The 26,039-nt window shown below is 61.3% G+C and carries 31 protein-coding genes; 15 read left to right on the top strand and 16 right to left on the bottom strand.

Annotated features, from left to right (window positions below; translation table 11 throughout):
• Positions 1-4: 4 nt before the first annotated feature.
• From lptB to npr, 6 genes are all read left to right on the top strand, one after another.
• Complete coding sequence (gene lptB / locus J9885_RS00615; RefSeq protein WP_010675872.1) at positions 5-730, top strand: LPS export ABC transporter ATP-binding protein; 726 nt, start codon at positions 5-7, stop codon at positions 728-730.
• A gap of 65 nt (positions 731-795) precedes the next feature.
• Entirely contained in the window at positions 796-2,235 is a 1,440-nt protein-coding gene (locus J9885_RS00610) for an RNA polymerase factor sigma-54 (RefSeq protein ID WP_043762641.1), read from the top strand.
• 20 nt (positions 2,236-2,255) lie between these two features.
• Positions 2,256-2,543 (top strand): ribosome hibernation promoting factor, encoded by a 288-nt coding sequence (gene hpf / locus J9885_RS00605; RefSeq protein WP_005305957.1) that lies wholly within the window; start codon positions 2,256-2,258, stop codon positions 2,541-2,543.
• A gap of 2 nt (positions 2,544-2,545) precedes the next feature.
• A complete protein-coding gene (gene ptsN, locus J9885_RS00600) occupies positions 2,546-2,992 on the top strand; it encodes a PTS IIA-like nitrogen regulatory protein PtsN (RefSeq protein ID WP_010675870.1) in 447 nt (148 codons plus the stop codon).
• A gap of 40 nt (positions 2,993-3,032) precedes the next feature.
• Positions 3,033-3,899 (top strand): RNase adapter RapZ, encoded by an 867-nt coding sequence (gene rapZ, locus J9885_RS00595; RefSeq protein ID WP_043762642.1) that lies wholly within the window; start codon positions 3,033-3,035, stop codon positions 3,897-3,899.
• 19 nt (positions 3,900-3,918) lie between these two features.
• Positions 3,919-4,191, top strand: a complete 273-nt coding sequence (npr, locus tag J9885_RS00590; protein ID WP_010675868.1) for a PTS phosphocarrier protein NPr — start codon at positions 3,919-3,921, stop codon at positions 4,189-4,191.
• A 16-nt stretch (positions 4,192-4,207) separates the two neighbouring features.
• Here npr and J9885_RS00585 read toward each other — a convergent pair whose 3' ends face one another.
• The 12 genes from J9885_RS00585 to J9885_RS00530 all read right to left on the bottom strand — a co-directional run bounded on the left by J9885_RS00585 (position 4,208) and on the right by J9885_RS00530 (position 15,192).
• Positions 4,208-6,112, bottom strand: coding sequence for a PTS sugar transporter subunit IIA (locus J9885_RS00585; RefSeq protein WP_210547760.1), 1,905 nt, complete (start codon positions 6,110-6,112; stop codon positions 4,208-4,210).
• 102 nt (positions 6,113-6,214) lie between these two features.
• Complete coding sequence (locus tag J9885_RS00580) at positions 6,215-6,955, bottom strand: KDGP aldolase family protein (RefSeq protein WP_210547759.1); 741 nt, start codon at positions 6,953-6,955, stop codon at positions 6,215-6,217.
• 108 nt (positions 6,956-7,063) lie between these two features.
• A complete protein-coding gene (locus J9885_RS00575) occupies positions 7,064-8,179 on the bottom strand; it encodes a DgaE family pyridoxal phosphate-dependent ammonia lyase (RefSeq protein WP_210547758.1) in 1,116 nt (371 codons plus the stop codon).
• Positions 8,163-9,302 carry an amidohydrolase/deacetylase family metallohydrolase gene (locus J9885_RS00570; RefSeq protein ID WP_210547757.1) on the bottom strand — a complete coding sequence of 380 codons (1,140 nt, stop codon included), beginning with the start codon at positions 9,300-9,302 and terminating at the stop codon, positions 8,163-8,165. The genes J9885_RS00575 and J9885_RS00570 overlap by 17 nt, the downstream gene beginning before the upstream one ends.
• A 51-nt stretch (positions 9,303-9,353) precedes the next feature.
• On the bottom strand, positions 9,354-10,004 hold the full coding sequence (locus J9885_RS00565; protein ID WP_043762648.1) for a DUF4310 family protein: 651 nt from the start codon (positions 10,002-10,004) through the stop codon (positions 9,354-9,356).
• An 11-nt stretch (positions 10,005-10,015) separates the two neighbouring features.
• A complete protein-coding gene (locus J9885_RS00560; protein WP_043762650.1) occupies positions 10,016-10,792 on the bottom strand; it encodes a DUF4311 domain-containing protein in 777 nt (258 codons plus the stop codon).
• A 25-nt stretch (positions 10,793-10,817) separates the two neighbouring features.
• Complete coding sequence (locus tag J9885_RS00555) at positions 10,818-11,114, bottom strand: DUF4312 family protein (protein ID WP_043809095.1); 297 nt, start codon at positions 11,112-11,114, stop codon at positions 10,818-10,820.
• Positions 11,114-11,479 carry an SFCGS family glycine-rich protein gene (locus J9885_RS00550; protein ID WP_043762653.1) on the bottom strand — a complete coding sequence of 122 codons (366 nt, stop codon included), beginning with the start codon at positions 11,477-11,479 and terminating at the stop codon, positions 11,114-11,116. The genes J9885_RS00555 and J9885_RS00550 overlap by 1 nt, the downstream gene beginning before the upstream one ends.
• Entirely contained in the window at positions 11,480-11,842 is a 363-nt protein-coding gene (locus J9885_RS00545) for a PRD domain-containing protein (protein WP_043762655.1), read from the bottom strand.
• Positions 11,843-12,154: 312 nt separating this feature from the next.
• Positions 12,155-13,282, bottom strand: coding sequence for an outer membrane-stress sensor serine endopeptidase DegS (gene degS, locus J9885_RS00540; protein ID WP_134694725.1), 1,128 nt, complete (start codon positions 13,280-13,282; stop codon positions 12,155-12,157).
• Positions 13,283-13,371: 89 nt separating this feature from the next.
• Positions 13,372-14,730 carry a Do family serine endopeptidase gene (locus J9885_RS00535; protein ID WP_043762658.1) on the bottom strand — a complete coding sequence of 453 codons (1,359 nt, stop codon included), beginning with the start codon at positions 14,728-14,730 and terminating at the stop codon, positions 13,372-13,374.
• A gap of 81 nt (positions 14,731-14,811) precedes the next feature.
• Positions 14,812-15,192 (bottom strand): YhcB family protein, encoded by a 381-nt coding sequence (locus J9885_RS00530; RefSeq protein ID WP_201985183.1) that lies wholly within the window; start codon positions 15,190-15,192, stop codon positions 14,812-14,814.
• A gap of 139 nt (positions 15,193-15,331) precedes the next feature.
• Here J9885_RS00530 and zapE point away from each other — a divergent pair, with 139 nt between their 5' ends.
• The 8 genes from zapE to J9885_RS00490 all read left to right on the top strand — a co-directional run bounded on the left by zapE (position 15,332) and on the right by J9885_RS00490 (position 21,513).
• Positions 15,332-16,426: a cell division protein ZapE gene (gene zapE / locus J9885_RS00525; RefSeq protein WP_210547756.1), complete on the top strand. Its 1,095-nt coding sequence runs from the start codon at positions 15,332-15,334 to the stop codon at positions 16,424-16,426.
• A 266-nt stretch (positions 16,427-16,692) separates the two neighbouring features.
• Complete coding sequence (rplM, locus tag J9885_RS00520) at positions 16,693-17,121, top strand: 50S ribosomal protein L13 (RefSeq protein WP_005336289.1); 429 nt, start codon at positions 16,693-16,695, stop codon at positions 17,119-17,121.
• A gap of 14 nt (positions 17,122-17,135) precedes the next feature.
• On the top strand, positions 17,136-17,528 hold the full coding sequence (rpsI, locus tag J9885_RS00515; RefSeq protein WP_005336286.1) for a 30S ribosomal protein S9: 393 nt from the start codon (positions 17,136-17,138) through the stop codon (positions 17,526-17,528).
• 298 nt (positions 17,529-17,826) lie between these two features.
• Entirely contained in the window at positions 17,827-18,417 is a 591-nt protein-coding gene (petA, locus tag J9885_RS00510; protein WP_010675854.1) for a ubiquinol-cytochrome c reductase iron-sulfur subunit, read from the top strand.
• Between the two features lie 2 nt (positions 18,418-18,419).
• A complete protein-coding gene (locus J9885_RS00505; protein WP_043762664.1) occupies positions 18,420-19,637 on the top strand; it encodes a cytochrome bc complex cytochrome b subunit in 1,218 nt (405 codons plus the stop codon).
• Positions 19,634-20,368 carry a cytochrome c1 gene (locus J9885_RS00500; RefSeq protein WP_210547755.1) on the top strand — a complete coding sequence of 245 codons (735 nt, stop codon included), beginning with the start codon at positions 19,634-19,636 and terminating at the stop codon, positions 20,366-20,368. The genes J9885_RS00505 and J9885_RS00500 overlap by 4 nt, the downstream gene beginning before the upstream one ends.
• Before the next feature lie 87 nt (positions 20,369-20,455).
• Positions 20,456-21,085, top strand: coding sequence for a stringent starvation protein SspA (gene sspA, locus J9885_RS00495; RefSeq protein ID WP_039040485.1), 630 nt, complete (start codon positions 20,456-20,458; stop codon positions 21,083-21,085).
• Positions 21,082-21,513 carry a ClpXP protease specificity-enhancing factor gene (locus tag J9885_RS00490; RefSeq protein ID WP_210547754.1) on the top strand — a complete coding sequence of 144 codons (432 nt, stop codon included), beginning with the start codon at positions 21,082-21,084 and terminating at the stop codon, positions 21,511-21,513. The genes sspA and J9885_RS00490 overlap by 4 nt, the downstream gene beginning before the upstream one ends.
• Before the next feature lie 43 nt (positions 21,514-21,556).
• Here J9885_RS00490 and dolP read toward each other — a convergent pair whose 3' ends face one another.
• The 4 genes from dolP to J9885_RS00470 are packed head-to-tail and all read right to left on the bottom strand — an operon-like array spanning position 21,557 to position 24,963.
• Positions 21,557-22,135 (bottom strand): division/outer membrane stress-associated lipid-binding lipoprotein, encoded by a 579-nt coding sequence (dolP, locus tag J9885_RS00485; protein WP_043762671.1) that lies wholly within the window; start codon positions 22,133-22,135, stop codon positions 21,557-21,559.
• Positions 22,136-22,139: 4 nt separating this feature from the next.
• The gene (locus J9885_RS00480; protein ID WP_010675848.1) at positions 22,140-22,730 is read right to left on the bottom strand and encodes an SIS domain-containing protein; all 591 of its coding nucleotides are present in this window, start codon (positions 22,728-22,730) and stop codon (positions 22,140-22,142) included.
• A gap of 9 nt (positions 22,731-22,739) precedes the next feature.
• Positions 22,740-23,135: a YraN family protein gene (locus J9885_RS00475; protein ID WP_210547753.1), complete on the bottom strand. Its 396-nt coding sequence runs from the start codon at positions 23,133-23,135 to the stop codon at positions 22,740-22,742.
• The gene (locus J9885_RS00470; protein ID WP_210547752.1) at positions 23,053-24,963 is read right to left on the bottom strand and encodes a penicillin-binding protein activator; all 1,911 of its coding nucleotides are present in this window, start codon (positions 24,961-24,963) and stop codon (positions 23,053-23,055) included. The genes J9885_RS00475 and J9885_RS00470 overlap by 83 nt, the downstream gene beginning before the upstream one ends.
• A gap of 79 nt (positions 24,964-25,042) precedes the next feature.
• Between J9885_RS00470 and rsmI the strand changes: the two genes are divergently transcribed.
• Positions 25,043-25,876 (top strand): 16S rRNA (cytidine(1402)-2'-O)-methyltransferase, encoded by an 834-nt coding sequence (rsmI, locus tag J9885_RS00465; RefSeq protein WP_043762678.1) that lies wholly within the window; start codon positions 25,043-25,045, stop codon positions 25,874-25,876.
• Positions 25,877-26,039: the final 163 nt, after the last annotated feature.

Below are 26,039 nucleotides of genomic sequence, written 5' to 3'. Positions count from 1 at the left end.
AGCCATGGCAGTGTTAAAAGCAACGGGGTTGCAGAAGAGCTACAAGCGCCGCATGGTGGTCAGCGATGTGAGCCTGGAGGTGGGAACGGGCCAGATCGTGGGCCTGCTCGGTCCTAACGGGGCGGGCAAGACCACCTCCTTCTACATGATCGTGGGTCTGGTGCAGCGGGATGCCGGTCTCATCACCATCGACGAGCAGGACATCAGCCTGCAGCCCATGCACATCCGGGCGCGCAATGGCATCGGCTACCTGCCACAGGAGGCCTCCATCTTCCGGCGCCTCTCGGTGTTCGACAACCTGATGGGGGTCATGCAGACCCGCAAGGGGTTGAGCCGGGAAGAGCGGGAGGATAAGGTCGAACAGTTGCTGGAAGAGTTCAACATTACCCACATCCGCGATAGCCTGGGACAGAGCCTCTCGGGCGGGGAGCGGCGCCGGGTGGAGATTGCGCGGGCGCTGGCGGCGGAGCCGCGATTCATCCTGCTGGATGAACCCTTTGCAGGTGTGGATCCTATTTCCGTCATTGATATCAAGAAGATCATCCAGCACCTGAAAGAACGCGGGCTGGGTGTGCTGATCACCGACCACAACGTCAGAGAGACGCTGGACGTGTGCGAGAAGGCCTACATCGTCAGCCACGGCAAGATGATTGCCGAGGGCGCCCCGGCCGACATCCTTGCCGATGAACAGGTCAAGCGCGTCTATTTGGGCGATCAATTCAGTCTATAGTAAGGGGGCACCCCTCATTTTTGTTAGGTGACCGCCTCGCTGAACATAAGGATATCCCGACGTAGATGAAGCCGACATTACAGTTGCGCCTCGGTCAGTCACTGACCATGACGCCACAATTACAACAAGCGATTCGTCTGCTCCAGCTCTCCACCCTGGAACTCCAGCAGGAAATTCAGCAAGCGCTCGATAACAACCCCTTGCTGGAGCAAGAGGAGAACGATGCGCAAGAAACCAGTGAGGCGGAGCCACACGATGCTAGTCAGCTAGACTCCAGCGACGCCATGGCACAGGACAAGATGCCGGACGAGCTCCCGGTCGACACCACCTGGGACGAAGTCTATTCGGCCGGTACGGCCCAGAGTGCAGGCCCGATCCACGACGGGGAGGAGAGCCTCTATCAGGGTGAAACCACCGAGAATCTGCAGGACTACCTGCTGTGGCAGATGCGTCTCACCCCCTTCAGCGATGTGGACGCCGCCATCGCACTTGCCATCATCGATGCCATCGATGAATCCGGCTATCTGACCGCTTCTCTCGAGGACATTCAGGCTGCAGTCAGCAGCGAAGAGGTAGAAGTTGAACTGGATGAGATCGAAGCGGTACTCAAGCGGGTGCAGCATTTCGATCCGGTCGGCATCGCTGCGCGATCGGTGCAGGAGTGCCTGCTTATCCAGCTCGGCCAGTATTCGCCCGAGTTGCCCTGGCTCAACGAGGCCAGGGAGGTGATCCGCGAGCACATGGACTTGCTTGGCAATCGCGACTATCGCACCCTGGCACGCAAGACCCGGCTCAAGGAGAGCGACCTCAAGGAGGTGCTGGATCTCATCCAGCAGCTGGAGCCCAGGCCCGGCAACGGTATCATCCAGAGCGAATCCCAATACGTGATCCCGGATGTGTCCGTGGTCAAGAAGGGCAGCAAGTGGGTGGTGGAGCTCAACCCGGATTCGGCGCCGCGCATTCGTGTCAACGAGGCCTATGCGGCCATGGCGCGCAATGCCCGCAGCAGCACGGATACCCAGTTCATCCGCTCCCACCTGCAGGAGGCCAAATGGTTCATAAAGAGTCTGGAGAGTCGCAACGACACCCTGCTCAAGGTGGCCAGCTGCATCGTCGAGCAGCAGCAGGGCTTCTTCGAGTATGGTGAAGAGGCGATGAAACCCATGGTGCTCAACGACATCGCCGAGGCGGTGGAGATGCATGAGTCGACCATTTCGCGGGTCACGACCCAGAAGTACATGCACACGCCTCGCGGCATTTTTGAACTGAAGTTTTTTTTCTCCAGTCACGTCAATACGGAGGGAGGAGGAGAGTGCTCATCGACCGCTATTCGCGCCCTGATCAAGAAGCTGGTGACGGCGGAGAACCCCGCCAAGCCGCTTAGTGATAGCAAGATCGCGGATTTGCTGGCCGAACAGGGTATTATGGTGGCGAGACGCACGATCGCAAAGTACCGTGAATCCTTGTTGATCCCGCCATCCAATCAGCGCAAACGCCTGGTTTAGGCAAACAAAAGGAAGACGTTATGCAAATTAACCTGACCGGACACCATGTCGAGATTACCGAAGCTCTGCGTGATTATGTGAACAACAAATTTGCCAAACTCGAGCGTCACTTTGACCATATCAACAACGTGCATGTGGTGTTGAGCGTCGAAAAACTGAACCAGATCGCCGAAGCCAAGCTGCACGTCAGCGGGGGTGAGGTGTTCGCCAATTCGCAGCATGCCGACATGTATGCGGCGATTGATACCCTGCTGGATAAACTGGATCGGCAGATCATCAAGCACAAAGATAAGTTAAATCAAAAATAACTATGCAACTTGAACACATACTGAGTCGGGACTGCACCAAGAGTGCGGTCCCTTGTACCAGCAAGAAACGCGCGCTCGAGATCATCAGTGAACTGGCCGCAGAGCGCCTCGGCGCCTCCCGCCAGGTCCTGTTTGAAAGCCTGCTGGCGCGGGAAAAGATGGGCAGTACCGGTATCGGTGCCGGTATTGCCATTCCCCACGGCCGGATCGACGACGCATTTGCGCCGACCGCCGTGTTGATGACCTTCTCCGAACCCATTCCTTTCGATTCGATCGACAATCAACCGGTTGACCTGCTCTTTGCATTGCTGGTGCCGGAAAGCGAGTGCAAGCAGCATCTCAAGACTCTTTCCCTGATGGCATCCAAGCTGGGTGACAAGGCCGTCTGCCGCCAATTGCGCCAGGCGACCAGCGACGAAGAACTCTATCAGATCATGACGTCGGCCTGAGGCCGGGTCTGACACAGCCACGTTGGCGTGAGGGGACAAGATGCAGTTAATAGTGGTAAGCGGCCGTTCGGGCTCCGGTAAGACGGTAGCCCTGAGGGTGCTGGAGGATCTGGGGTACTACTGCGTAGACAACCTGCCGGTCAACCTGCTGCCTCAGCTTATCGTGTCGGTGGAGAGCCAGTATGACAAGCTGGCGGTCAGCATCGACGTGCGCAACCTGCCCGCCCAGACAGACAGGCTGGAGAGCCTGCTGAGCCAGGTCCGCAACGAGGGGCGGGTGGAGTTTTCGAGTTTCTTCTTCGATGCGGACAACACGACCCTGCTCAAGCGCTACGGCGAGAGCCGCCGTCTGCATCCCCTGTCACGGAACAAGCTGTCCCTGGACGAGGCGATCCGAGAGGAGACCCACCTGCTGGCGCCCCTCTCCTCGACCGCCGACCTGCGCATCGACACCACCAACCTCAGCATTCACGACCTCAGCGAGCTCATCAAGACCCGGGTGCTCGGCAAGAAGGAAAACGAGCTGGTGCTGGTGTTCGAGTCGTTCGGCTTCAAGTACGGCATCCCCAAGGATGCGGACTTCGTGTTCGATGCCCGCTTCCTGCCCAATCCCCACTGGATCCCGGAGCTCAAGCCCTTCACCGGCCAGGACGAGCCTGTGGCCAACTACCTCTCGAGCCAGCCGGATGTCATGTTGTTCATCCAGCAGATCGAGAACATGCTGGCGACCTGGCTGCCCCACCTGGAGCGCAACAACCGCAGCTATGTGACGGTCGGGATCGGCTGCACCGGCGGGCAGCACAGATCGGTGTTCATCGCCGAGCGGCTGGCCAGTGCATTCCGGCTGCTTGGCAAGAACGTGCAGATCCGCCACCGGACGCTGGACAAGCGGTCCACTCAGGCCTGACAGACCACAGGATGCTCAGATGACAGTTTCCGCCTCGGTAGAAGTCAAAAACAAGCTAGGCATCCACGCCAGACCGGCCATGATGCTGTTCGAGCTGGTGCAGGGATTCGATGCCCACGTGCTGCTGCGCAACGAGGAAGGGGTCGAGGCCGACGCGGACAGCGTGATCGGCCTGCTGATGCTGGATTCCGCCCAGGGCAAGCAGGTGGAAGTCCAGGTGGAGGGCCCCGAAGAGGTGGAGGCACTGGCCGCGGTGGTGGCGCTGTTTACCTCGGGTTTCAACGAGGAGTAAGCGGCCCCGCCTCGCCTCAGGAGGCGCAGCGCGCCAGCGCCTTGAAGGCGGCAAAGTCCCGACAAGCCAGCAGGTTCCTGCTGGCTTTTTCGTTCATCAGTGCCAGAAACAGGTCGTAGAGCCCCATCGCCTCCTCATAGTCGGCCTTGGCGATGGCCAGCACGAAGATGAGGGTGGCGGTCTCGCCATTGCCCCAGTCGATCCCCTGGGGGGCCAGCACGGTATAGACCAGGGTGCGGCGCGCCAGCAGACCGAGGGAGTGAGGCAGGGCGATCCCTTCCCCCAGCATGGTGGAGACGATGCGTTCCCGTTCGTGCAGGGATCCCCGAAAGCCGCTCTCCACCAGGTCCTCGCGCTCCAGCTGGGAGCAGATGCGGGCAAACAGCTCGTCCTGGCTGATCGGTTCCCTCACCACCATGAAGTGCTCGGCATCGAAATACTTGTCGAGCAGATAGGGGCGGGTGCGATCGATGAGCACCAGCTTGCCGAGCTGCTCCAGCTGATACTGGGTCGGGAAGGGGGCTACCTGCACCACGGGTACGTTCTTCTCGCTCACCTTGACGGTGCTGACGACAAAGTCCTGCTCGACCCGCGCCAGCCCTTCATAATCCCGTACCGACTCCAGCGTCATCAGCTGAAGTTGGGGATACTCCCGCCGGATGCGCGCCTCCAGCACCCGGAAGGTGGCATTGCCCGCGTCGCACAGCAGCAGCGCCTGGGGGCGCCGGGCGTAACCGATGTCGTAGTGGCGCTCAAGCCCGACCCCGATGTGGATCACCAGGTAGCCGATTTCATGGTGGGTCAGCCGGTACGGGGTCTGCCTGATCCACTCCGAGATGGCGGCCAGGGTGATGTCGTAGGCAAGGGGGTAATACTGCTTGATGTGGTCCGCCAGCGGGTTGTGGCTGCCGATCTGGTACTTGACCCGCAGCAGCATGGCGCTGATATGGGTCTGCAGGTCGCCCCGCAGCTGAGGATCGCCGCGAAGGTCATAGGGGTAGTGCTGGTGGATGTAGGCCAGCAGGTGCTCCGTCAGTTGCTTGCTCTCGGCGGCCATGGTCGGGCCGAGCTGGGGGGTGTCGGCCGTGAGACGGGCCTGGATCTGGATGGCGAGGCAGGCGATCTCCTCCTCCCCTGGTGGCGTCAGGGTGGGCAGGGCGGCATAGATGTCGCGGGCCACTGCCGCCAGGGGCGGGGTGATGTCGTCGCTGGCAAACTGGATCAGTTCGTGGCCGGAGGCTTGCCGAAGCAGGGCTACGGCGCAGTAGACGGTGACTTGCTGCAGGCTCTCGTCGGCGAGGCGCAGCTGATGTCGGCCGAGCTGTTCGTGAATGTGGTTGCCCACGACCTCCAGCGTCTTGCTGGGGCAGAGGGTAGGCAGCAGGCTCTGGAGTGGATGCTGGTGCAACAGTTCCTGACAGAGCAGCTGGGTGAGGCAGGCGCGGATCGCCGTCTCGTTCCCCTGAATGCGCATCCCGAGCCTCGGCTTGCTGTCGATGGCGAGCCCGAAGTGAGCGAGCCGCTCCCGCACCTCCGCCATGTCTCCCTGCAGTGCCGCCCTGCTCAGGTACCAGGTGTCCGCCAACTCGTCGAGCTTGATCCCCTGTTCCGCCGTCAGCAGCAGGATCTGCAGGTGCAGCACCCGCTCGCGGCTGGTGCGGGGCAGGGCGCTCTCCTGCCCCTGTGCCGCCAGCAAGGCGTCGAACAGCCCCTGATTGTAGATCTTGAGCTGGTAGCCGCTGCCACGCTGGTGGATCAGATGGGCGCCCTGGGTGATGATGAGCTCGTTCAGGGTCGCCACGTCGGTGCGCACGGTACGGGTGGAGACATTGAGGCGGCGGGCCAGCTCCTCCTGAGGCAAGGGCTCGGCGTGGAGCAGGACCAGCAGTTGGTGGAGCCTGGGGTGGGGCAGCTTGATCATGGGGGAAAAGGGGACTCCTGTCGCGCACTGTGGGTCGATGTTAACAAGGGGGTCAATGACAAGCCAGGCACCGGTCAGTGATCGGACCGGTGCCCCTGGCTATCAGGCCAGCAGCCCCTTCACCATGGTGAGCAGGGTGCGCACATCCTCGGGCCGGGTCTGACCGCTTGCGCTATCGATGATGGAGCTGTAGACGTGGGGGATCACCTTCTCGACCCCGGCATCCAGCGCGATCCGCACTATCTCCTCGAAGTTGTCCAGATCGATGCCACCAGTGGGCTCCAGCCAGAAGCCGTGGCGGGCGCAGGCCTCGGCCACAGTCTGATACTCGGCGCGGCAGGCCAGCCCGCCCATGGGGAAGAACTTGACCGAGTTGCCGCCCATGTCCTTGAGCAGGGCGATGGCGGTGTCGATAGGCACTATCCCGTCCGGCTGCTGGCTGCTCAGGGGACCGGTGGAGATCTTCACCATGCCCGGCGTGCCGGTGGGAGAGATCAAGCCATTCACCAGGGTGGCAGACTGACCGAGCAGCGCCCGGCTGGCACCGACGCCAGTGAATACCTGGTTGACGTGTTGGGGCTGCAACTGGCGAGCCAGCTCGGCCACCATGGCGGACTGGCGCGGATCGCCAGCCCCCAGCCCGATGGAGAGGGCGTTGTCGATGAGCGCCGCGTACTCCTTCATGTCGGCGACGGCGGCAGGGACATCCGGGTAGTTCTTGGAGAGCACGCCGACCAGCACGTGGCCCTCGGCGGCTTCATAAATCTCGACGGCATTCTCTCTGGAGCCAGCCAGCACGTTGAGGCAGACCCGATCGCGGTAGTAATTGGGCGTAAGAGACATAAGGAGTTCTCCTGGATTAGAGGTGGCTGTCGACGACGGCATGCTGTGTGAAACCCGGCAACGCGTTGAGGCAAATCTGACCGCGGTAGTAATTGGGAGTCAGTGACATCAGTTGTTCTCCTGAACGAGGTGGGCAATGGCGGCATGGATCTGGTCGAGCTGGGGGACGGTAACGCTGCGCACGTCGATCTCGATGTGCCCCTCGTTGGCCTTGTAGCCGCGACAGTAGATGGCCGGCGTGCCCTGCTGCAGGCGGGCAACGACCTGCACCGTGGTCATGCCGATCTGCTGGTGGTCGAAGGCGATGTCGGTGCGGGCAATGTCACGCCCAGCGCTGTCCCATACCACCTTGGCGGTGACACCGGACAGCTGGTTTAGGCCTTCGATGAAGGGGGTCATCTTGGCGACCATGGCGGCACCGCTCTCCTTCTCTTTGGCCAGGTAGCGCTCGATGGCGTGAGTCAGGCCGAGGATCCCCTCCTTGCCTACCTTCATGGCGCGTCCGATGCCGTTGCCCTGCTGCTTGACCCACGCCACATACTGGCGTTTGCCGAGCACCAGCCCGCTGGTGGGCCCCTCGATGGCCTTGGCCCCGCTATAGATGACCAGATCCGCTCCCTGGTTGTAGTAGAGACGCAGCTCCTCCTCCGCCGCCGCATCGACGATGAGCGGGAGCCCGTGGGCCCTGGCTACCTCGGCTGCCTCGGTCACCGACAGAATGCTCTTCTGCACGCAGTGGTGGGACTTGATATAGAGGATGGCGGCGGTATTGGCATTGATGGCGGCGGCCAGCTGGGCGGCAGAGCACTCGTTGGCATAGCCTGCTTCTACCACCTTGCCACCCCCCAGGCTGACCATGGTGCCGACGGGGGCGCCAAAGTTCACATTGTGCCCCTTGGGCAGCACGATCTCGCTTGGTACCCCGTGGTCATGGGCGTGGAGATGTTCGAGGCGGTAGGGGTCGCCGCGCACTATCATGGCGGCCACCGACTGGGCGATGCCGGCGCTGGCGCAGGAGACCACCACCGCATCCTCGGCCCCCAGCAGGCCGGCGATGTAGGCGCCGGTCTTGTCGATCAAGTCTTTGACCTCGAAGTAGTGGCCGAGTCCGAAGTTGACCGCGTCGACCACCTCCTGCTCGGGAGTGGAGACGCCGAGCAGGGTCATGCGCCCGGAGGCGTTGATCACCGGTTTGAGCTGATATTTCTCATACACAGAAGGCATGGTGTGATTTCCCGTTGTGAGTCAGAACCAGTTCGCCGCCGACCAGGGCGGCGAGGGGGAGCAGGTGCCGGTCGCCGTGGCGGGTAGCGGCCTCGGTATCGGCAAAGAGAATCGGGTCGCTTGCGACCTGGAACAGGGTCAGGTCGGCATCGGCGCCCACCTCGAGGCGCCCCTTGCCGGGCAGGCGCAGGGCATCGGCGGCCTGGTGGGTGACGCAGGCGAGCACCTGTTCCAGGGTCATGCCGATGGCGAGGAATTTCGACATCACGTGGGCCAGGCTGTAGACGGGCCCCTTGATGCGGTTCTTGCAGTAGATGTCGGAGCTGATGGTGTGGGGCAGGATCCCCTGGCGGATGGCCAGCTCCGCCACCTCGAAGCTGAAGCTGGCGCCGCCGTGGCCGATGTCGAGCAACAGTCCTCGCTGCATCGCCTCGCGCACCGCCTGGCGCAGTTCACCCGCCGGAGTCAGGATGCGGTTCGGCTTGCCATTGAAGCAGTGGGTCAGCAGGTCGCCATCCCCCAGCAGGGCGACGATCTCGTCGAGATCCGGCGGCGTGTTGCCCACGTGCACCATCAGCGGCAGGTTGCCATTGTCCCGCTGGATCTGCTTGGCCACGCGCAGGGGCTGCAGGCCGCTCTCGCCCACCACGCTGCCGCTCATACGCGCCTTGATGCCGACGATGAAGGAGGGGTGGCGCCGGATGGCTGCCTGGGCGAGGGCGGGGTCGATGTCAGCGGGATTGGCCAGCTCGTTCTGGCGCAAGAGGCCGATGCGGGAGATGTTGAGCAGGGCGTGGACCCGGGTCTTGCAGCCGGCGGCGATCTGCTGGAAGTCGTCCACGTCGTCGGCTCCGGTGCTGCCGGCGTCGATGACAGTGGTGACACCTGACGCTACCCCCACCTTGTCCGGCTCATCGCAATAGATGGGGGAGGCGGGGTAGCAGTGGGTGTGGCCGTCGATCCAGCCGGCGCTCACATGAACCTGTCCGGCCAGAGTGAGGGTTTGCTTCGCCTCAGTGCTCTCTGGCAGCGAACCCAGCGCCGCTATCTTGCCATTCTTGATGGCGATGTCGACGAGCTGCCCGTTTCCCAGGCGTCCCGCCCTGATGATCGTGTCGTACATGCTGGTGACCTCGACAGTGCCGCCCCTAAGGGCGGCGGGTGTGGCGCCGGCTTATGCCAGGGCGATGGGGAAGAAGGTGCCGAACAGCATGGCTCCCAGGATGGCGCCCCCCGTGATGGGTTTCTCCCAGAGGTAGAACACCAGGGCGCCCAGCAGGGAGCCGATGCCGATGGGGATGGAGGCGCCCATGGCGGAGAGGATGATCAGGGGGCCGAGGAAGCGGCCGGAGCTGTTGCCGGCCCCCATCATGACGTCAGCCCCGTAGGTGGAGTCGCTCTGGTTGATGGTGAACTTGCGCGCCAGGATGATCACGTAGCCGATGGCCAAGCCAATCGCCATGCCGGTGACCAGGGAGGCGGTGAAGTTCTCCACCGGGTAGACGATCCCGGCCCCCAGCAGCAGGGCGGGCACGCCAAGGCCCACCCCGGTCTGGATGGCGCCGCCGATGTCCAGTATCCCCACCAGGGAGCCCTCGATGATGCGGGCAAACAGGAAGCTGGCGCCGAAGGCGGCCACCGCGCCGTAGGCACCCGTGTCCATCCCGGCCTTGAGCATGGCGACGAAAGCGACCTCGTTGAAGGCGCCGACCCCGTAGAGGTAGAACATGTGGGTACCGGCGAAGACGCCGGAGGAGAGCAGGCCGACGAAGATGGGGAAGGACCAGTCGGCATACCAGAAGTTGTTTCTCAGTTTCTCATCCATGGTGTGACCCCTTATTTGCCGCTCAGCAGGTTGTGGACGTTTTCCAGCCACAGGGGGATGCCCAGGTGGAAGGACTCGATCAGTTTCATGTCAAAGCCGCGGAAGAAGCCGCTCAGCACGAACAGCAGCACGATGGCGCTCATCATGACGCGGGTGACGTGGTTCCAGCCGCTCTCTTCCACCCCCTTGCCGATCAGGATGCCGAGCACCAGACCCGGCACGGCGTTGCCCATGATGAGCTGCGCCAGACCGCCGAAGATGGTGGCCCAGAAACCGGACTTCTTGCCCGCCTCGATGGCGGCCAGCCAGAAGATCACCGGCATGACGGTGTTGACCAGCAGGTTGGCGGCCGGTACCAGCACCTTGACCGCAGTAACCTGCAGGGCGGCGGGGACGGCGGCGGCCGTGCTGTTGAGGAAGGCGACCACGATGGCCCCTATGATGCCGCAGGCGATGGCCATCTTTTTGGGGTCATGCAGGGTGGTGGCGAGATCCCGGTTCTTGAACATCAGGGCCGCAGCACCCCAGTTCGGCAGAATGCGGTGATCCACGTCCTGGGTGAAGGCCCCGGCCGCGACCGTGGAGGCCCAGGCGTTGAAGAAGAAGCCCAGACCGAACGAGAAGTGGGAGGCGGGATCCCCCTCGCAGGAGTTGAGCTCGCCCAGGGTGCGGAAGGCCCCCATGCCTTGTACGGTCGGGGCGTGGAACATCCGCGCCGCGCCTGCCCCCACCCCGACGCCGACCAGGCCGCCGATGATGAGTGACTTCATCAAAATGATTAGAAACATCCAACTTGTCCTTTTGGTTGTGGGGTCAGATCAGGGTGAAGTTCACCTTGTCGACGTCCAGGCTGGTGACCTTGACGGTGATCGCCAGCCGGACCCGGAACTCGCGGCGCTGGCGCGGCAGGAAGAAGAACAGGAACTTCTCCACCCTTACCGACTCCTCGGCCTCAAGCACCTCGACCTCGAGGGGCTCGATGCGCAGCATCACCCGGGGGTTCTCCTTGAGCAGGCCGGGTTGCACCTGGCTGAGGGCGGCGGCGAACGCCTGCTGGCGGGTCGCCCCCTTGCCGTTGACGGTCACCTGGGTGGTGAAGTGTTCTTTCATCAGGCGCGTCCGTGTTTCTTGGCGAAGGCCTCGACGAGCTTCTGGCCCAGCTCTTCCTTGTCCATGAAGCCGAAGCCCAGCACCACGCACCCCTCGTTGATGGCGGTAACGCCCTCCTCGATGGAGCGCATGCCGTAGCGGCACTTGTAGCCGTATTTGGTCTGGGCGGTGATGGCGCCCGCGCCACCGCTGCCGCAGAAGGAGATGCCGAGATCGGCCTGCTCCCTGTTCATCACATCACCGAGCTTCATGTCGGCGGCCATGCCGGGGATCACGGTCACGGCAGCACCGGCGGCTTCTGCGCCCGCTCCCACCTTCTGACCCTTGCCGAGACGATCTCCAATCACGAGTTTGATGGCTGTCATTTAGCTTTCTCCTTTGACTGAGCTGAGTTCATTTTCTTTGGCAACTTCGAAATGGACGGACAGGAGGTGCGCCTCCTCGTAGGCGAGTCGCTCCAGCCAGCTGACGACCTGTTCGGCGAGGCGCAGGGAGAGGGGGGAGATCTCCTCGAACAGGCTGAGGTCGACCTCCGGCAGGGATTCCCCGCTATGGGAGCGCCACACCATGGCCTTGACGTGGGAAGCCAGCATCTGCAGCTGTACCTCGTTGGGACGGATGCCCTGATCCGCCAGCAGGTTATGGATGCGGGCCAGGGTGAGATCGGTCTTGCGCAGCAGCGCCGGGCTGTCCGGGGTCAGGGGGCTGTCATGGGGGTCGGTATTCAAGGTCTGCTCTCCAGGCTGGCAGAAAGGATGGAGGTACCTTAAGGCGGGGGCGCGAGGGGGAGGAGGCAGGCTTTTTCCGATTCGAAACGGAAATTCAGGTGAAAAGGCGTCGCAAGAGACTGTTTTTGTGGCGGGGCGCGAGAAAGTGGGGCCAAGAACGCCGGTACGCTGTGATCCGGGGCGCATTTTGGTGGCGCCTGCCGCCGAAAAACCTCAGGCAAGAAGTGTGAGAAGGTTCACGAACGGAGAGTGGTCCATGGCTGGCAGGCTCAAAAAAAGGGCCCCCAGGGCCCTTCTCCGATCGGCTTGCCGTCAGGTGGCGGGGACGGCGCCGCTGGTCGGCAGGTTCTGATTCTGGTAGCGCAGGTCCTCTTCGATGACGACGTCGACGTCCAGCGGTTTGCCGTTGCGGATCACCGAGATGGTGAGTTTGGTGCCTGGGCGGCTCTCGACGATCTTGTCCATGACGGGACGCACGCCCGTGATAGCCTCGCCGTTGATCTTGAGCAGCACGTCCCCACGCTTGAGACCGGCCTTGGTGGCGGGGCCGTTGGGATCCAGGCTCTCCACCACCAGGCCCTGCAGATCGCCCAGATTCAGCATGCGCGCCACTATGGGGTTGATCTCGACGCTGGAGATGCCGAGGTAGCCGCGAATGACCCTGCCGTTGGCGATCAGCTCATCCATGATGCGCTTGGCCAGCTTGTAGGGAATGGCGAAGCTGATGCCGTAGCTCTCCTGGTTGCCGTTGAGGTGATAGGCGGCGGTGTTGATGCCCACCAGATCGCCGCGGCCGTTGACCAGGGCTCCTCCGGAGTTGCCCTCGTTGATGGCGGCGTCGGTCTGCAGCAGATCCTGCCGGCCGTTGCTGTCCGGCCCCATGCTGGAGAGGCCGATGCGGCCGGTGGCGCTGATGATGCCCTGGGTGATGGTCTGGCCGACGTTGTAGGGGTTGCCGATGGCGAGCACCACGTCCCCCACGTCCGGCAGCCTATCCGGATCCTGCGGGATCACCGGCAGGTTGTCCGACTCGATGTAGAGCACCGCCAGATCAGTCAACTTGTCGGTGCCAACCAGCTCGGCGCTGAACACCCGGCCATCCTGCAGGGCGACGATGATCTGATCCGCATCGGCGATGACGTGATAGTTGGTCAGCACGTGACCGCGCTGGTTCATGATGACGCCGGAGCCCAGTCCCTGAGGCCTGAGTTCGACCTTCTCGCCGCGATTGCCGGCGAAACTGCGGGTGTAGATGTTGACGACGGCAGGGCCGGCGCGATGGGCTGCGTAGGAGAAGCTCAGTTCACGGGCATTGGTGATGAGGCCCGGCAGGTGCGCGCCTCCGCGAAAACTGGGAAACAGCAACAACAGGAGTGCAGCCACGGTGAGGCCAAAGCCGACAGACTTGCCCAAGTAACTGATCAAAGGTGGGATTTTCATGTCATTCTCGTCCGTACACGCTGCGCGCAGAGAATAACACTATCGATGGATAAAAATCACCCGCGGCGGTCGCCGCGGGTGTGAGGGACTTAACGGATCACCAAATAGAGCGAGGAGTCGCCGCGCTGGATGTTCAGCGCCAGGACTTCCGGCTTGTTCTTCAGTGCCTTGGTCAGTTCGCCCATGGAGTTGATACGCAGGCGGTTGACCCCGATGATGATGTCGCCCTTCTGCAGGCCGGAGGCGGCGGCAGGGGAGCGCGGATCGATGTCGGAGACGGCGACGCCGGTAACGGGATCGGTGATGGTGCTGAGCTTGGCGCCTTCCAGAGCCGGGTGCAGGGCGCTGGCAAGCATCTCGCTGTCATCCGCCTTTTTCAGGGTGACCTTGACGGTCTGCTCCTTGCCGTCGCGGATAAGGCCGAGAGAGACCTGCTTGTCGGCCCCCATGGTGGCGATCTTGGCACGCAGCTCACCGAAGGAGCGGATAGGCTTGCCATCGATGCTGATGATGATGTCGCCCGCCTTGATGCCCGCCTTGGCGGCTGCGGAATCAGGCATGACCTGATTGACGAAGGCGCCGTCCTTCTTGTTGTAGCCGAAGGTCTTGGCAATCTCGGAGGTGAGCTCGGTGCCGGTGATCCCCAGCTGGCCTCGGCGCACTTCACCGTACTTCACGATCTGCTCTGACAGGTCGCGCACCATGTTGGACGGGATGGCAAAGCCGATGCCGATGTTGCCGCCATTCGGACCCAGGATGGCGGTGTTGATGCCGATCAGCTCCCCGCGCAGGTTGAGCAGGGCGCCGCCGGAGTTGCCGGAGTTGATGGCCGCATCGGTCTGGATGAAGTTTTCCAGATTTTCGATGTTCAGGCCGCTGCGACCGAGCGCACTGACGATGCCGGAGGTCACTGTCTGGCCCAGGCCGAAGGGGTTGCCGATGGCCAGCGCGTAGTCACCGACCCGGAGCTCGTCGGAGTCGGCGAACTTGATCTGCACCAGATCCTCGGCCTTGATTTGCAGCAGGGCGATGTCCGACTGCTTGTCTTCCCCGATCTTCTTGGCCGCGTATTCACGACCATCCTTCAGGTTGACCTTGATCTCGTCCGCCTCGTGGACCACGTGGGCGTTGGTGATCACATAGCCCTTCTTGGCATCGATGATGACGCCGGAACCGAGCGCCTGGAAGGGCTGCTCGCTCACCTGCTCGTCAGGCATGTTGGGACCGAAGAAGAAGCGGAATTGTTCCGGCAGGCGCTGGCGGGTGATCTTCTTGCCAGAGACGGAGATGTTGACCACGGCAGGGGTCACCTGCTCGAGTACGGGGGCCAGGCTCGGCATCTCCTGGTTGTTCGCCAGCAGGGGCAGGGCGGCTTGCGCCGGTGCTGCGGACATGGCGATACCGACACTGAGGGCTAAGACACTGAATACAGAAAGAGATTTACGCATATGAGAAACAGCTCCCAGAAAAAGTTGCAGTGCAATCGTCAAGGTCTGACCACGATAAGGCGTAATTAGTTCCAGCAGAGACTAGCCAGGTTGCTTGAGCAGACCGGAGGCACCTGCGTAGTCGCGGGGAGGCTGACCCGGTTCCTCGCTGGAGATGGCTTCGTTTGCCTCCTCCATGTCGGGCTCGCGGAACAGCGGCTCCTGTACCTTGGCCAGGAACTTGCTCTGCTCTGCCATGTGGCGATAGAGGGTCTGGTACTGCTCGGCCAGTTGCTCCATCAGGGCGGCGCTGTCGGCGAAGTGGGTGGTGATCTGGCCCTGATAGCTTTCCAGCTCCTTGTGAGCCTTTTTCAGTTCTTGTTCCAGGCGTCCGGCATCCCGGCTGCGGACAGAGAAACGGCCGATCACTACGCCGATGATCAGGGCGGCAATCGCCAGCAGGATCCCGTTAAACAGAGTCATAGAAGCTCCTTGTTACAGCTAAATCGATGAATTTGAAACGGTCGGATTGACCGCAACGCCTCGCTGGCACTATACCGTGCCCCCCGAGAGCGTGATACCATTTTGTCCCTCATTCAGGGACTTGGAGGCGGTTTACAGGATGACCCCGCAGCAAAAATATCAGCAGGATTTGCAGCGTCCCGGCTTTGTGGCCGACCCGGCCCAGGCAATGGCCGTGACCCGCCTGGAACGACTCTATCAGGATCTGTGCGCCAGCCCGACTCCGACCAGATCCCGCAGTCTGCTGGGCTGGCTGCAAAAGCCGAAGAGCCGCGACCCCATCCAGGGGTTATATATGTGGGGCGGCGTGGGCAGAGGCAAGACCTGGCTGATGGATACTTTCTTTGACAGCCTGCCCGGAGAGCGCAAGCTGCGTGTCCACTTCCACCGGTTCATGCACCGGGTGCATGACGAGCTCAAGGGACTGACCGGCCAGGCAGACCCTCTCAAGCTCATCGCCAGCAAGCTGGCCAGTGAGGTCGATGTCATCTGCTTCGACGAGTTCTTCGTCTCCGACATTACGGATGCCATGTTGCTGGGTACCCTGTTCCAGGCGCTGTTCGGCCATGGCGTGGTGCTGGTGGCCACCTCCAACATCCCGCCCAAGGATCTCTATCGCAACGGCCTGCAGCGGGCGCGCTTCCTGCCTGCCATCGCCCTCATCGAGCGCCATTGCGAAATTCTGAACGTGGATGGCGGCACCGACTATCGCTTGCGCACGCTGGAGCAGGCGGAGATCTACCATTTCCCGCTGGATCAGCAGGCCAGGACCAACCTGGATCGCTATTTCGGACAACTGACCGGCATGGCGCAGGCGACAACCGCCGTGCTGGAGGTCAACCACCGCCAGCTGAGCGTATTGGGTATGGGGGAGGGGGTGCTTTACATGGAGTTCGAACAGCTCTGTTGCACCCCGCGATCCCAAGGGGACTACATCGAACTGGCCCGGGAGTTTCACACTGTCCTGCTAGCCAACGTGCAGCCCATGGGCACAGGCACGGACGATGCCGCCCGCCGCTTCATCGCCATGGTGGACGAGTTCTACGAGCGGCACGTGAAGCTCATCCTGTCGGCATCGGTGCCCATGGCCGAGCTATACGGGGATGGCCTGCTGAATTTCGAATTCAAGCGCTGTCTTTCACGGCTCCAGGAGATGCAATCGCACGAATACCTTGCAAGAGTGCACCTTCCTTAGTCACAATACCGCGCCTGCCAGTCGGATGGGCATCTGCGGCAGGTAGGGCCGGGCGACATTTGCTAGCTTCATGGCAGTGAAATTAGCAGGTGATATTTAAGGCAACTTCACTTATAATCGCCCGGCCCACGTTACAGCTGTCGATAAGACAGCAACACTTTAAGCTTTACTTGTATTCGAAGGGGTACAGGTAGGCCATCGTTTGTTGTTTGTGGGAGAGCCCCCATAAGCAATTGGGTCTGTAACAGGTAATTGGGTTTAACTTAATGAAAACTTTCGTTGCCAAGCCAGAAACCGTAAAACGTGACTGGTACATTGTGGACGCAGAAGGTAAAACTCTGGGTCGTATCGCAACCGAGATCGCTGCTCGTCTGCGTGGTAAGCACAAAGCCGAGTACACTCCGCACGTTGACACCGGTGACTACATCATCGTTGTAAACGCCGAGAAGGTACACGTAACCGGTAAGAAATTTACCGACAAAATGTACCACGCTCACTCCGGTTTCCCGGGTGGTATCAAGTCCATCAGCTTTGACAAGCTGATTCAGCGTAAGCCGGAAATGGTAATCGAAGCTGCCGTCAAGGGCATGCTGCCGAAGGGCCCGCTGGGCCGTGCCATGTTCCGTAAGCTGAAAGTTTACGCAGGCGCAGAGCACGCTCATGCTGCTCAGCAACCTCAAGTACTGGATATCTAACGGGAACTGGCAACATGGCAGAAAATCAATACTACGGTACCGGCCGTCGCAAAAGCTCCACTGCTCGCGTCTTCATCAAAGCGGGTAGCGGTAAAATCGTAATCAACCAGCGCTCCCTGGAGCAATACTTCGGCCGTCCGACTGCCCGCATGGTAGTTCGTCAGCCGCTGGAGCTGGTAGAGATGACCGAGAAACTGGATCTGTACATCACCGTTAACGGTGGTGGCATCTCCGGTCAAGCTGGTGCGATCCGCCACGGTATCACTCGTGCTCTGATGCAGTACGACGAGACCCTGCGTTCCGAACTGCGTAAAGCTGGCTTTGTTACTCGCGATGCCCGTAAGGTTGAGCGTAAGAAAGTCGGTCTGCACAAAGCGCGTAAGCGTCCGCAGTACTCCAAGCGTTAATTCGCTTTTGGTACGCACTCTCACGAGTGTCAAAAAAGCCTGGCCATGTGCCAGGCTTTTTTTATTGGTAATCTTCCATGCACTAATGCTAAGCACACGTCACAAAAGACAAAAATTTGTGTATTTATTGTTTTTACCCATCGCTTCCCTTTCTTGTCAAATTGTTATCTTTTCTTTAAAATTTCCATGGTCTTTCTGTGTCAATTGCCACTCCGCTTCCACCGCAGTTGTCAGGGAGAGGAGATAGGAAACGGGGACACTATAAGAATGAGCGGAGTCCACATGGGAGAGTTTTTGGATGAGCAATGCGCCAGTTGATACCGGTCGCCGCAGATTTCTTACCTGGTCAACGGTTGCCGTTGGCGGTGTAGGAGCTGCTTTTACCGCAGTGCCGTTTATAAAGTCATGGAATCCGAGTGCCAAAGCCAAGGCGGCGGGGGCACCGGTAGAGGTGGATATCAGCAAGTTGGAACCGGGTCAGCTGATCCGGGTCGAGTGGCGTGGCAAGCCTGTCTGGGTGGTGAAGCGCACCAAGCAGACCCTGGATGCCCTGGCCGCACACGACGACAAGTTGCGGGATCCTGCCTCCGACGAGCCACAACAACCGGACTACGCCCACAATGGCTACAGATCCATCAAGCCGGAAATCTTCGTGGCGGTGGGTATCTGTACTCACCTGGGTTGCTCCCCCTCCTATCTGCCTGACAGCTTCGGCGAACAGGTGCAAGGGGTGACCTCCGGCTTCTTCTGCCCATGCCATGGCTCCAAGTTCGACATGGCCGGTCGGGTGTTCCAGGGTGTGCCTGCACCGCTGAATCTGGTCATCCCGCCATACCAATTTCTTAGCGACACCACCATTCTGGTGGGTGCCGATGGCAAGGAGGCCTGACCATGTTTGCCAAACTCATGGGCTGGATTGACGATCGTTTCCCGCTCACGGCCATGTACAACGATCACATGGCCAAGTATCCGGCTCCCAAGAACCTGAATTTCTGGTACTTCTTCGGTTCCCTCGCCATGCTGGTGCTGGTCAACCAGATCATCACCGGCATCTGGCTCACCATGAACTACAACCCCTCTGCGGAAGGCGCCTTTGCCTCCGTCGAGTACATCATGCGGGATGTGGATTACGGCTGGCTGCTGCGTTACATGCACTCCACCGGCGCTTCTGCCTTCTTTGTGGTGGTCTATCTGCATATGTTCCGCGGCATGATCTACGGCTCTTACCAGAAGCCGCGCGAGCTGCTGTGGATCTTCGGCATGCTGATCTTCCTGGTGCTGATGGCGGAAGCCTTCATGGGTTACCTGCTGCCATGGGGCCAGATGTCCTTCTGGGGAGCTCAGGTCATCATCTCGCTGTTTGGCGCCATCCCGGTCATCGGTGACGATCTGACCTTGTGGATCCGCGGTGACTACGTCATCTCCGGTGCCACCCTGAACCGCTTCTTCGCGCTGCACGTCATTGCGCTGCCGCTGGTACTGGTGATGCTGGTGGCCATGCATATCCTGGCGTTGCACGAGGTGGGGTCGAACAACCCGGATGGCATCGACATCAAGAAGCACAAGGATGAAAAAGGCTGGCCGCTGGATGCGGTGGCGTTCCACCCCTACTTCACGGTCAAGGACATGATCGGGGTGGCAGGCTTCCTGTTCCTGTTCTGCGCCATCATCTTCTTCAAGCCGGATATGTGGGGCTACTTCCTCGAGAAGCCGAACTTTGAGGTGGCGAACGGCCTGAAAACTCCGGAGCATATTGCCCCGGTCTGGTACTTCACTCCCTTCTACGCCATCCTGCGCGCGGTTCCGGACAAGCTGCTCGGGGTCATCATGATGGGCCTCTCCATCGTGGTGCTGTTCCTGCTGCCCTGGCTGGATCGCTGCAAGGTGCGTTCGGTGCGCTATCGCAGCACCCTGCACAAGTTGAATATCGCCCAGTTCGTGGTCTGCTTCATCATCCTGGGGGTGCTGGGCGTGCTGCCATCGACTCCGACACTGACCCTGATCGCACAGGTCTGTTCACTGGGCTATTTCGGGTTCTTCGTCCTGTTGTTCTTCTACAGCAAGAATGAGAGCACCAAGCCGCTGCCGGAGAGGGTGACATTCAAATGAAAAGAATAATTTTTGCAGTGCTGGCCCTTCTGCCCGGCCTGGTGTTGGCCGCAGGCAGTGGCTTCCCGCTCGACAAGGCGGAATATGACCTGAGTGACAAGGCATCCCTGCAAAGGGGCGCTACCACCTTCATGAACTACTGCGCCGGTTGCCACTCCACCCAGTATCAACGTTACAACCGGGTGGCAGCCGACATCGGCATTCCGGAAGAGTTGATGAAGGAGAACCTGATCTTCACAGGCGCCAAGATCGGCGATCTGATGAAGAGCGCCATGTCCGAGAAGGACGCGGCACGCTGGTTCGGTGCGCCGCCGCCCGACCTGACCCTGGTGGCCAGGGTACGGGGGGCCGACTGGGTGTATACCTATCTGCGTTCTTTCTATGTGGATGAGACTCGACCATTCGGGGTAAACAACGCTGTCTTCCCGTCGGTGGGCATGCCACATGTGCTGGAGCCGTTGCAGGGGACACCCCGTGCAGAATTCGCGACCCACAAGGTCGATGGCGTCGATGTCCAGCAGGTTGCTAGCATCAAATCTGACGGCAACGGTGAAATGAACAACGAAGAATATGATCAGACGGTGCTGGATCTGGTAAACTTCTTGGTCTACTCGGCTGAGCCGGTGCAGCAGGAGCGCGAACGCATGGGCTTCTGGGTACTCGGTTTCATCGCTATCTTCTTCATCTTCACTGTGCTGTTGAAGAAGGAGTTCTGGCGCGACGTTCACTAAGCGACCAGATCGGAGTAATATGACGCACGGCAATGAAGACAGACATGCTTCATTGCCGTTTCTGCTTTTTAATGACGGGAGGGTTCAATGGCTGTAGCTGCCAATAAGCGTTCGGTAATGACGCTGTTTTCCGGTGCCAACGATATGTTCAGCCATCAGGTGCGCATTGTCCTGGCGGAGAAGGGTGTTAGCGTGGATATCTGCCAGGTTGATCCTGCCAACCTGCCGGACGAGCTGGCCGAGCTGAACCCGTACAACACTGTGCCGACCCTGGTGGATCGCGAACTGGCGTTGTACACCTCGCGCATCATCATGGAGTATCTGGACGAGCGTTTCCCGCATCCGCCCCTGATGCCGGTCTATCCGGTGGCGCGCGGCAACAGCCGTCTGATGATGCACCGCATCGAGCTGGACTGGTACTCGCTGGCCGATAAGATCATGGCAGGCACCGATACCGAAGCCGCCCGCGCCGAGCTGCGTGACAACTTGCTGGCCATCGCCCCCATCTTCGGCGAGATGCCCTACTTCATGAGCGAAGAGTTCGGTCTGGTCGACTGCTACATGGCCCCGCTGCTGTGGCGTCTGCCGAGCCTGGGCATCGACTTCACCGGTCGTGGCGCCAAGGAGCTGAAGGCCTACATGGTGCGTCTGTTCGAACGTGAATCCTTCCAGGCCTCCCTGACCGAGGCCGAGCGCGAGATCCGTGCCGGCGTATGAGCATGGAACCGACAATGACTCCCAGTCGCCCGTATCTGCTGCGGGCGTTTTTTGACTGGTTGCTGGATAACGATCTGACCCCCCATCTGGTGGTCAATGCGAACATTCCCCATGTGATGGTACCGATGCAGTTTGTGCAGGATGGTCAGATTGTCCTGAATATCGCTCCCCGAGCCGTCGGCCAGTTCCACATGGACAATGAGGCCGTCAGCTTCAACGCCCGCTTCGGTGGCGTGTCACAGCAGGTCTATATCCCGATGGCAGCCATTCTGGCCATCCATGCCCGGGAGAACGGCGTGGGCACCCTGTTCCCGCCGGAGCCGGGTTACGATCTCTGGCTGGAGCAGGCCGAGGCCACGGCGCAGCCCGAGCCCGAACCGGAGCCACCGCGCCCGTCGGGCCGTCCGACGCTGAAAGTCATCAAATAAAAAACGCAGCCTCCTGGCTGCGTTTTTTACATCCCCTGCATGATCAGTTCTGGGCGAACTCGAAGGCCTTGATCACCTGCCTCACGCCGCTGACGTGGCGGGCTATCTCCACGGCCTGATCCCCCTCCTGGCGGGTCACCAGGCCAATCAGGAACACCTCGCTGTTCTCAGTGACGACCTTGACCTTGGCGCTGTCGAAGTTCTTGGCGGCCAGCATGTCGGCCCGCACCTTGGAGGTGATCCAGGTGTCGTTGCTGCGTACCCCGATGCTCACCGGCTTGCCGAGACGCAGTTCGTTGTAGACGTGGCGCACCCCTTCGATACGAGCCACTATCTTGCCCGCTTCCTGCTTGTAGGTGTCGGAGGGAGTCTGGCCGACCAGCAGGACGCGGCCATTGTTGCTGTAGACGCTGATCTTGCTGGCGGCGCTCAGGGGCTTGTTGTCGGCCAGCAGGTTGGCCGCCTTCAGCTCGATGGCCTGATCGTCCCACTGGGCACCCAGGGTGCGGCGATCACCGGACGCCTTGGCGGTCCCGGCGGCGCCCCCCACCACGACGGCAGCACAGCCCTGCAGCAGCAGAGAGGCGGTCAGCAGGCCAAGCACCAGTATCTTCTTGTTCATGGTTTCAATCTTCCTGTTGCGGGAAAAGAGTCTGGTCGATGAGATCACAGAGGCAGTGCAGGGTCAACAGATTCACTTCCAGAATGCGGGGGCGACGGGCGGAGGGGACGCGGATCTCCACGTCATTGGGGCCGAGCAGGCCGGCGATCTCTCCTCCATCCCCGCCACCCAGCACTATGATGGTCATGTCGCGGGAGAGGGCCGCCTCGGCCGCCTTGATCAGGCTGCGACTGTTGCCCGTGGTGGTGATGACTACCAGGATGTCGCCGGGCTGACCCAGGGCCCGGATCTGCTTGGCATACACCTCTTCGAAACCGTGATCCGTGGCGATGGCGCTGATGGTGGCCATGTCCGGTGTCAGGGCCAGGCCAGGCAGGGAGGGGCGGGGCGTCTCATAGCAGTTGACCAGCTCGGAGATGAACAGCTGTGCCAGCGCCGAGGAGGGGCCATTGCCGCAGGCCATCACCTTGTGGCCATTGAGCAGACAGATGGTCAGCATCTGGGCCGCGGTGTGGATGGCGTCCGGCAGTGCCTCTGCGGCGGCTATCTTGGTCTGGATGCTCTCGGTGTAATTCTCTTTGATGGGATCTGTCATGGGGTCCTCTTAAAACGCGTTCTGGATCCAGTCCGGCTGGTCGCCCTCGAACGCGATCACATCGAATCGACAGGCCTGGCTGGCCTCATTGATGGCATGTTGCTTGAAATAGTGGCGGGCGGCCAGCACGATCTTGTGCTGCTTGCGCCGGGTGACCGAGCTGGCGGCCCCGCCATGGCTGGCGTGAGCACGATATCTGACCTCGACAAACACCAGGGTATCCCCCTGGCGCATGACAAGATCGATTTCACCACCGCGGCAGCGGTAGTTGCGGGTCACGGGTTGCAGGCCCCGGGCCTGCAACCAGCGTTCCGCTAACTGCTCAAAGTGCTGTCCCTTGCTCGTCGCCGCCGATGGCAACAGGTTCAACCACTGCTGGTGCAGCTCTGTCAGTAGCCTCTTCATGAGTCGCGTCCTCCAGCTGGGGCAGGGCGCTATCGCTGACCAGCTTGCCATTCTGATAGGTGGCCCAATCCAGCACGCGCACGATGTTGCCCTGAGGATCCACGCTCAGCTGGCCGCTCATGCCCGGCTGTTGCATGGCGTTGACCTGGCGCATCTGCTGCAGGTTGTCAGCCAGGCTGACAGCATCGTAGCCGAGGGCGAACAGACGCAGCAGATCCCCCTGGGTTTGCGGCCAGAGCAGTGCAATCTGTTCACGCTCCTTCTCGTAGCTGCCCAGGATCAGCGGCATGTCGGAGATGTGCATGCCGTTGAGTTCGGAGGCGACCTCGGTCGCCCCGCTGTCATAGCCGCGAGAGCTGCTGTAGATGGGCAGGCTACCCATGGGATTGACCGAGATATCCACGTAGGGCTTGATCATCCGGGTTTCCAGGCTGTTGGCCACCACGTAGACGGCGTCGATGCTGCGCGGCGCGGCATCCGAAAGCTGGACGATCTCCCCTGCGCGGGCGGTGGAGCGACCGCTCAGGGCATTCTTGACCATGCCCTGCACCTCGTTGCGTGCCCCGAAGGTAGCGACCACCGGCTTCTCCTGGCTGACGCCGGCCCAGGCCTGCTCGAACGCCTTGATGCTGCTGTAACCAATACGGCCCTGTGCGGCGATCAACAGGGGTTTGCGATAACCCTGGCCGTAGAGATATTGCGCGGCCTGGCTCGCGTCGGCGGCGGCAGAGAGGGAGAAGTAGAAGGTGTTGTCGTTGACGATCGGCTTGTCCAGCTCGTTCAGCGCCAGTACCGGCACGGTCGGGTTGGACTTGAGCAGATCCTCGACCTGATCCTTGAGCAGCGGGCCGATGATCATGTTGGCCCCTTCCTGGATCGCCTGCTTGTAGAGGTCCCCCATCGCCTTGCCCTGGGTGTCGTAGAAGTTCAGGGTGAATTGTCCCTGATTCTCCTTGTAGGACATCAGCATGCCGTTGCGGATGGCGGCGCCCTGCGCCTCCAGGTTGCCGGAGAGCGGCAGGAAGACGGCGACCTGCTGCAGCGTGCCGCTGCTCGTGGTGGCAAGATCGCCAAGGCCGGCCGGCATGTCACTCTGTGCCGGGTGGTTGGGGAAGCTCTGCTTCCACCCTGCTAGCTGGCGGGAGAGCTGGCTTGGCTGGGCGCCAAACTCGTTCACCAGGGCAGCCAGCCGCAGCCAGCCGGTGGTGACGTCGGGGGCCGGCGCCTCTTCCAGGGCTTGCAGGGTGGAGGGGGTCATGCTCTTGAGCAGGGACCAGATCTGCTGATGGTTGGTGGAAAGCTCATTCTTGGCCAGGTAGGGTTCCAGCAGGATCAGCGACTTGGCGGCACCGAACTTGTTGTTGATGTCGAGCTGCAGCACCACGCGCTGGCGGTACCAGTCCTTCTGGGTATCGGCATCCAGCGCCACGTCCGGCTTGCCTTCCAGCAGGATGAGTGCCTGGTTGGCATTGCCCTGGGCGAGCAGCAGGTGCGCCTGCAACAGTTGCAGCTGCGCCTGTTGTTCCGGGCTCTGGGCCTGCTTCTGCAACTGCTGGTACAGGGCGGCGGCAGGCTTGGCCTGACCGAGCGCCAGGTAGCTGCGGGCGGCCATCACCTGCCAGACGAAGGCTTCCGCCGGTTTGGCGGGATCGACCTGTTCCAGATACCACTGGGCATTCTTGGTCAGATCCGAGAAGGCCGACGGCATGCCGGGCTGACCCGAAGGTTGATTGGGCTCCGACGCACAGGCGGCGAGCAGTACTGCCGCGAGTATGATGCCGAAGAGTCGTGATACACTTAGCTGCTTTGTAACCCGGTTCAAGTTCATTCCCCGACCAGTGTTGAAATTCCTCATAGTGTAAACGGGCCAATATGACGACACAATTGTCGGGGCACTCGGAGATCCCATGAGTGACATCCCAACCCTGTATATAGTCCCTACCCCGATCGGCAATCTGGCGGATATCACCCAGCGCGCATTGGACATTTTACGCCGTGTCGATCTGGTGGCCGCCGAGGATACCCGGCACACCGGCATCCTGCTCGGCCACTACCAGATCTCGGTGCCGACATTTGCCCTGCATGATCACAACGAGCAGCAGAAGGCGGACGTGCTGATCGGCCGGATCAAGGAGGGCAAGAGCGTCGCTCTGGTCTCGGATGCCGGCACCCCGCTCATCAGCGACCCCGGTTATCATCTGGTCACCCGCTGTCGCGAGGCCGGGGTCCGGGTCGTGCCGCTGCCGGGTCCCTGCGCCGCCATCACGGCGCTGAGTGCGGCCGGCCTGCCCACTGACCGTTTCGCCTTCGAAGGCTTCCTGCCTGCCAAGGCCAAGGGGCGCGACGATCGCCTGCAGGCCGTCATCGAGGACACCCGCTCCCTGGTCTTTTACGAGTCGCCGCGCCGGGTGCAGGAGACGGTGGAGGCCATCGCCCGCATTCTGGGTGAGCGCCAGGTGGTGGTCTGCCGCGAGCTGACCAAGACCTTCGAGTCCATCCACGGTCTGCCTGCCTCCGAGATGCTGACCTGGCTTGGCGAGGACGAGAATCGCTGCCGTGGCGAGATCGTGCTGGTGGTAGCGGGAGCGAGCAAAGTGGAAGAGGAGTTGCCGGCGGAGGCCATCCGCACCCTGGGGCTGCTGGTGGCCGAGCTGCCACTCAAGAAGGCGGCGGCACTGACCGCCGAGATCCACGGGGTGAAGAAGAACGCCCTCTACAAATACGGCCTAGAGCACCACTGAGACAGTCTGTGGATCCCTGGGGGCGTGCGCAAGGCTCTTGTCCTGCTCGGCCCCGATACCGGGCTCGCGGGATAGAAGAAGAATCTGCTTCCATCACCGCGAGCAGAGGTGCCCCCGATGCTTTCGACGGGGGGCTGCTGGCCGCCAAGGAGGCATAAGCCGG

This window comes from Aeromonas sp. SrichE-2G (assembly GCF_017939565.1).
GTDB lineage: Bacteria > Pseudomonadota > Gammaproteobacteria > Enterobacterales > Aeromonadaceae > Aeromonas > Aeromonas taiwanensis.
Note: the sequence above shows the minus strand (reverse complement) of the source record. Positions and strands in the feature narration are given on the sequence as shown.

Coding starts and splice junctions, on each gene's coding strand:
- petA (WP_010675854.1), top strand. CDS start 17,827: ATGAGCAATGCGCCAGTTGATACCGGTCGCCGCAGATTTCTTACCTGG.
- rapZ (WP_043762642.1), top strand. CDS start 3,033: ATGCAGTTAATAGTGGTAAGCGGCCGTTCGGGCTCCGGTAAGACGGTA.
- J9885_RS00555 (WP_043809095.1), bottom strand. CDS start 11,114: ATGAAAGAACACTTCACCACCCAGGTGACCGTCAACGGCAAGGGGGCG.
- J9885_RS00500 (WP_210547755.1), top strand. CDS start 19,634: ATGAAAAGAATAATTTTTGCAGTGCTGGCCCTTCTGCCCGGCCTGGTG.
- J9885_RS00575 (WP_210547758.1), bottom strand. CDS start 8,179: ATGCCTTCTGTGTATGAGAAATATCAGCTCAAACCGGTGATCAACGCC.
- lptB (WP_010675872.1), top strand. CDS start 5: ATGGCAGTGTTAAAAGCAACGGGGTTGCAGAAGAGCTACAAGCGCCGC.
- J9885_RS00585 (WP_210547760.1), bottom strand. CDS start 6,112: ATGATCAAGCTGCCCCACCCCAGGCTCCACCAACTGCTGGTCCTGCTC.
- J9885_RS00580 (WP_210547759.1), bottom strand. CDS start 6,955: ATGTCTCTTACGCCCAATTACTACCGCGATCGGGTCTGCCTCAACGTG.
- J9885_RS00480 (WP_010675848.1), bottom strand. CDS start 22,730: ATGACAGATCCCATCAAAGAGAATTACACCGAGAGCATCCAGACCAAG.
- rplM (WP_005336289.1), top strand. CDS start 16,693: ATGAAAACTTTCGTTGCCAAGCCAGAAACCGTAAAACGTGACTGGTAC.
- J9885_RS00470 (WP_210547752.1), bottom strand. CDS start 24,963: ATGAACTTGAACCGGGTTACAAAGCAGCTAAGTGTATCACGACTCTTC.
- J9885_RS00505 (WP_043762664.1), top strand. CDS start 18,420: ATGTTTGCCAAACTCATGGGCTGGATTGACGATCGTTTCCCGCTCACG.
- J9885_RS00475 (WP_210547753.1), bottom strand. CDS start 23,135: ATGAAGAGGCTACTGACAGAGCTGCACCAGCAGTGGTTGAACCTGTTG.
- dolP (WP_043762671.1), bottom strand. CDS start 22,135: ATGAACAAGAAGATACTGGTGCTTGGCCTGCTGACCGCCTCTCTGCTG.
- npr (WP_010675868.1), top strand. CDS start 3,919: ATGACAGTTTCCGCCTCGGTAGAAGTCAAAAACAAGCTAGGCATCCAC.
- rpsI (WP_005336286.1), top strand. CDS start 17,136: ATGGCAGAAAATCAATACTACGGTACCGGCCGTCGCAAAAGCTCCACT.
- J9885_RS00530 (WP_201985183.1), bottom strand. CDS start 15,192: ATGACTCTGTTTAACGGGATCCTGCTGGCGATTGCCGCCCTGATCATC.
- sspA (WP_039040485.1), top strand. CDS start 20,456: ATGGCTGTAGCTGCCAATAAGCGTTCGGTAATGACGCTGTTTTCCGGT.
- J9885_RS00560 (WP_043762650.1), bottom strand. CDS start 10,792: ATGTTTCTAATCATTTTGATGAAGTCACTCATCATCGGCGGCCTGGTC.
- ptsN (WP_010675870.1), top strand. CDS start 2,546: ATGCAACTTGAACACATACTGAGTCGGGACTGCACCAAGAGTGCGGTC.
- J9885_RS00490 (WP_210547754.1), top strand. CDS start 21,082: ATGAGCATGGAACCGACAATGACTCCCAGTCGCCCGTATCTGCTGCGG.
- J9885_RS00565 (WP_043762648.1), bottom strand. CDS start 10,004: ATGGATGAGAAACTGAGAAACAACTTCTGGTATGCCGACTGGTCCTTC.
- degS (WP_134694725.1), bottom strand. CDS start 13,282: ATGAAAATCCCACCTTTGATCAGTTACTTGGGCAAGTCTGTCGGCTTT.
- rsmI (WP_043762678.1), top strand. CDS start 25,043: ATGAGTGACATCCCAACCCTGTATATAGTCCCTACCCCGATCGGCAAT.
- hpf (WP_005305957.1), top strand. CDS start 2,256: ATGCAAATTAACCTGACCGGACACCATGTCGAGATTACCGAAGCTCTG.
- zapE (WP_210547756.1), top strand. CDS start 15,332: ATGACCCCGCAGCAAAAATATCAGCAGGATTTGCAGCGTCCCGGCTTT.
- J9885_RS00610 (WP_043762641.1), top strand. CDS start 796: ATGAAGCCGACATTACAGTTGCGCCTCGGTCAGTCACTGACCATGACG.
- J9885_RS00570 (WP_210547757.1), bottom strand. CDS start 9,302: ATGTACGACACGATCATCAGGGCGGGACGCCTGGGAAACGGGCAGCTC.
- J9885_RS00550 (WP_043762653.1), bottom strand. CDS start 11,479: ATGACAGCCATCAAACTCGTGATTGGAGATCGTCTCGGCAAGGGTCAG.
- J9885_RS00535 (WP_043762658.1), bottom strand. CDS start 14,730: ATGCGTAAATCTCTTTCTGTATTCAGTGTCTTAGCCCTCAGTGTCGGT.